The sequence below is a fragment of the Mycobacterium sp. E3298 genome (assembly GCF_001666895.1).
Taxonomy (GTDB): Bacteria; Actinomycetota; Actinomycetes; order Mycobacteriales; family Mycobacteriaceae; genus Mycobacterium.
In genome coordinates, this window is sequence record NZ_LZJB01000430.1 from 1 (window position 1) to 4,209 (window position 4,209).

The window sequence follows — 4,209 nt, forward strand, 5'->3', positions numbered from 1 at the left end:
CGCGCTCCCGTATCGCGGAAAGCCGTTGAACGGCACCTCTTCGTTTTCGGCGATTTCCGCGTCCCCTCCGGAACTCTTCCCATCTGGCGGCCGTTGCGGTATACTACTTCCCAAACGACCTGCCTTGGCGCGAAAAGAAAGAGGGTTGCACGCAGATGTGCGGACGCTACACGATCACGATTTCGTTCGAAGAACTGCTCGCTTATTATGCGGCCGACGACTCCGCGGGATCCCCCTACGGTCCCCGATACAACATCGCGCCGGGTCAGATGGTGCCGGCGATCGTGAACGACGGCACCCGCAACCGGCTGGGGCTCCTCAAGTGTGGGCTCGTGCCGCCTTGGGCCGAGGACCCGAAGATTGGGAGCAAAATGCTGAACGCCCGGGTCGAGACCGTCGCGGAGCGTCCGGCCTTCCGCGAGGCGCTCCGCCGCAAGCGGTGCCTCGTCCCGGCGGACGGCTACTACGAATGGCAGCAGACGGCGGACGGCAAGCGCCCGATGCGCATCCGGCGCAAGGACGGCGCTTTGTTCAGCATGGCCGCGATCTACGAATCGTGGGCCGCGCCCGACGGCTCCAGGCTCAGCACTTGCGCCATCCTGACTGCTCCGGCCGAGGGGCATCTGGCGGAGATCCACGACCGCGTGCCGATTATCCTGAGTCGTCGGCACGAGACCGCTTGGCTCGATCGGCGTATCCAGCGACCGGACGAGGTGCTGCAACTGGCGATCCCGCTGGACCCGGCTGAGCTGACCCTCGCCCCGGCGAACCGCCGGGTCGGCAACGTAGCCAACGACGATCCGATTGGTGGGTACCTGCCCGGGCGTGACGGCGGCATGCTGCGGAGCCGGGAGGGCGGGAACGGGCGACGGGGCAGGAAGCACCGGGTCAGCTGACGCGTTGGCGCCCGTGACGACCGCCGTGGCGATCAGTCCGGCGACCATACCCCCGAGGAGCGCACGGCGGGCGGGGACGATCTCGATCATCTGCCTCGGTCCTTCCAATGGCGCACTGCCAGCAGGCTTGTCAGAGGCCGACTGTAACTACAGGTCAAAGGCCGTGAATAGGCTCGAAATCGACCTGGGATGAACCTCTGATCGGTGCGCAACGGAACCGAGACCATCCTGTGGCCCGGCGGGCGGGCCGGGGTTCCCTTATACCCTGTTCAGGTGACCGACTCCCCGACCACTGCGGCCGAGAGCAACCCCGGCGCCGTTCAGCCGGACTCCGACGCGCCGACGCATCGCTACACCGCGGCGCTGGCGGGCCGTATCGAAAGCACGTGGCAGGAGAACTGGGCCAAGCTCGGCACGTTCAACGTGCCCAACCCGGTCGGATCGTTGGCCCCGGCGGACGGCACCCCCGTTCCCGCCGACAAGTTGTTCGTGCAGGACATGTTTCCCTATCCCTCCGGGGAGGGGCTGCACGTCGGCCACCCGCTGGGCTACATCGCCACCGACGTCTACGCCCGTTACTTCCGGATGACCGGGCGCAACGTTCTGCACGCGTTGGGGTTCGACTCCTTCGGGCTGCCCGCCGAGCAATACGCCGTGCAAACCGGCACCCATCCGCGCACCCGCACCGAGGCCAACGTCGTGAACTTTCGCCGTCAGCTGGGCCGGCTGGGCCTCGGTCACGACAGCCGGCGCAGCTTTTCCACCACCGACGTCGAGTTCTACAAGTGGACGCAGTGGATCTTCCTGCAGATCTACAACGCCTGGTTCGACACCGCGGCCAACAAGGCCCGCCCGATCGCAGAGCTGATCGCGGAATTCGATTCCGGCGCAAGGCAGCTCGAAGACGGCCGCCAATGGTCTGCGTTGTCGGCGGGGGAGCGGGCCGACGTCATCGACAGCCATCGGTTGGTCTACCGGGCCGACTCGATGGTCAACTGGTGTCCGGGATTGGGCACGGTACTGGCCAACGAGGAGGTGACCGCCGACGGTCGCAGCGACCGCGGCAACTTCCCGGTGTTCCGGAAACGATTGCGGCAGTGGATGATGCGGATCACCGCCTATGCCGACCGGCTGCTCGACGACCTGGATCTGCTCGACTGGCCGGAACCGGTGAAAACCATGCAGCGCAACTGGATTGGCCGCTCCATCGGCACCCGGGCGCTGTTCTCGGCGCGCAACACCAGTGGCGAGACGGTCGACATCGAGGTTTTCACCACCCGGCCGGACACGATGTTCGGCGCCACCTACCTGGTGCTGGCTCCCGAGCATGACCTGGTCGACGGGCTGATTGCCGCCGGCTGGCCGGAGGGGACCGACCCGCGGTGGACCTACGGCGCCGCGACGCCGGCCCAGGCCGTCGCCGACTACCGGCAGGCGATCGCGGCGAAGTCGGATCTCGAGCGGCAGGAGAGCAAGGAGAAGACCGGCGTCTTCCTGGGCAGCTACGCGCGCAACCCCGCCAACGGCGAGCCGGTGCCGATCTTCATCGCCGACTACGTGTTGGCCGGATACGGGACCGGCGCCATCATGGCGGTTCCGGGCCACGATCAGCGCGACTGGGACTTCGCCCACCAGTTCGGCCTTCCCATCGTGGAAGTCATTGCCGGCGGTGATGTTTCGGAAGCCGCCTATCCCGGCGACGGCATGCTGGTCAACTCCGGCTACCTCGACGGGATGGACGTGCCGACGGCGAAGAAAGCGATCACCGCGCGTCTGGAGGCGGATGGCCGCGGCTGGGCCCGCATCGAATTCAAGCTTCGGGACTGGCTTTTCGCCCGGCAACGCTACTGGGGCGAGCCGTTCCCGATCGTGTACGACAGCGACGGTCGCGCTCATGCGCTCGACGAAGCCGCCCTGCCAGTCGAGCTGCCCGACGTGCCGGACTACTCGCCGGTGCTGTTCGACCCCGACGACGCCGACAGCGAGCCGTCACCTCCACTGGCCAAGGCCACCGAGTGGGTGCACGTGGAATTGGACCTCGGCAACGGCTTGCAGCCCTACACCCGCGACACCAACGTGATGCCGCAGTGGGCCGGCAGCTCCTGGTATGAACTGCGCTACACCGATCCCTACAACTCGGAACGGCTGTGCGCCAAGGAGAACGAAGCGTATTGGATGGGTCCGCGGCCCGACGAGCACGGCCCGCAGGACCCCGGCGGTGTCGACCTCTACGTCGGCGGCGCCGAACACGCGGTGCTGCACCTGCTGTATGCGCGGTTCTGGCACAAGGTCTTGTACGACCTGGGACACGTCAGCTCCAAGGAGCCCTACCGCCGCCTGGTAAACCAGGGCTACATCCAAGCCTTCGCCTACACCGACTCGCGAGGCTCGTATGTCCCCGCCGACGAGGTTGTCGAACGGGGCGGCCGCTTCTTCTACCCGGCTCCCGGCGGCGAGATCGAGGTCTTCCAGGAGTTCGGCAAAATTGGTAAGAGCCTGAAGAATTCGATATCTCCGGACGAGATTTGCGACGAGTACGGCGCGGACACGCTGCGGGTATACGAGATGTCGATGGGCCCCTTGGAAGCCTCCCGCCCCTGGGCCACCAAGGACGTCGTCGGGGCGCAACGCTTCCTGCAGCGTGTGTGGCGGCTGGTGGTGGACGAGCAGACCGGCGCTACACGGGTGGTCGATGTGGCCGGCCAACAAGAGCTCGACACCGAAACCTTGCGCGCGCTGCACCGCACCATCGCGGGAGTTTCGGAAGACTATGCGGCACTGCGGAATAACACCGCGGCGGCCAAACTGATCGAGTACACGAACCACCTGACCAAGGAGCACCGCGACGCGGTACCGCGCGCGGCGGTCGAGCCGCTGGTGCTGATGCTGGCGCCGCTGGCCCCGCACCTGGCCGAGGAACTGTGGCTGCGGCTTGGCCACACCACGTCGCTGGCGCATGGCCCGTTCCCGCAAGCCGATCCGGCCTACCTGGTCGACGACAGTGTCGAATACCCGGTCCAGGTCAACGGCAAGGTGCGGGGGCGCGTGGTGGTCGCCGCCGATGCCGACCAAGACACGCTGAAAGCCGCGGCGTTGTCGGACGAGAAGGTTCAGGCATTCCTGGCGGGCGCCAATCCGCGCAAAGTGATCGTCGTCCCGGGCCGGCTGGTCAACCTGGTCGTCTAGCGAGTAGCCGAGTCAATGGCCTGCGGGCCGCAGCACGACCTCGTGGACGTGGCCGTCTGGGGGAGTGGCCACCACATTGGCTACCGCGGCAGCGACCGTCTCTGGCTTGAGAAACTTAGCGGCGTCG

Annotated in this window: 2 protein-coding genes and 1 pseudogene; 2 read left to right on the forward strand and 1 reads right to left on the reverse strand. The window is 66.7% G+C overall.

All coding sequences use genetic code 11. The annotated features are described in order from the left end of the window. Positions 1-155: 155 nt before the first annotated feature. Together A9X05_RS20445 and leuS are read left to right on the forward strand one after the other, a co-directional pair. A complete protein-coding gene (locus A9X05_RS20445) occupies positions 156-896 on the forward strand; it encodes an SOS response-associated peptidase (protein WP_067783787.1) in 741 nt (246 codons plus the stop codon). Positions 897-1,169: 273 nt separating this feature from the next. Continuing rightward, a complete protein-coding gene (gene leuS, locus A9X05_RS20450) occupies positions 1,170-4,082 on the forward strand; it encodes a leucine--tRNA ligase (RefSeq protein ID WP_067756345.1) in 2,913 nt (970 codons plus the stop codon). A gap of 12 nt (positions 4,083-4,094) precedes the next feature. Here the strand turns inward: leuS and A9X05_RS31235 are convergent. Next, positions 4,095-4,209 (reverse strand): annotated as a pseudogene (locus A9X05_RS31235) (short chain dehydrogenase); the annotation flags it as partial.

What these genes read in the sequence shown, in the direction of transcription:
- A9X05_RS20445 (WP_067783787.1), top strand. Translation starts at nt 156, where the DNA reads ATGTGCGGACGCTACACGATCACGATTTCGTTCGAAGAACTGCTCGCT.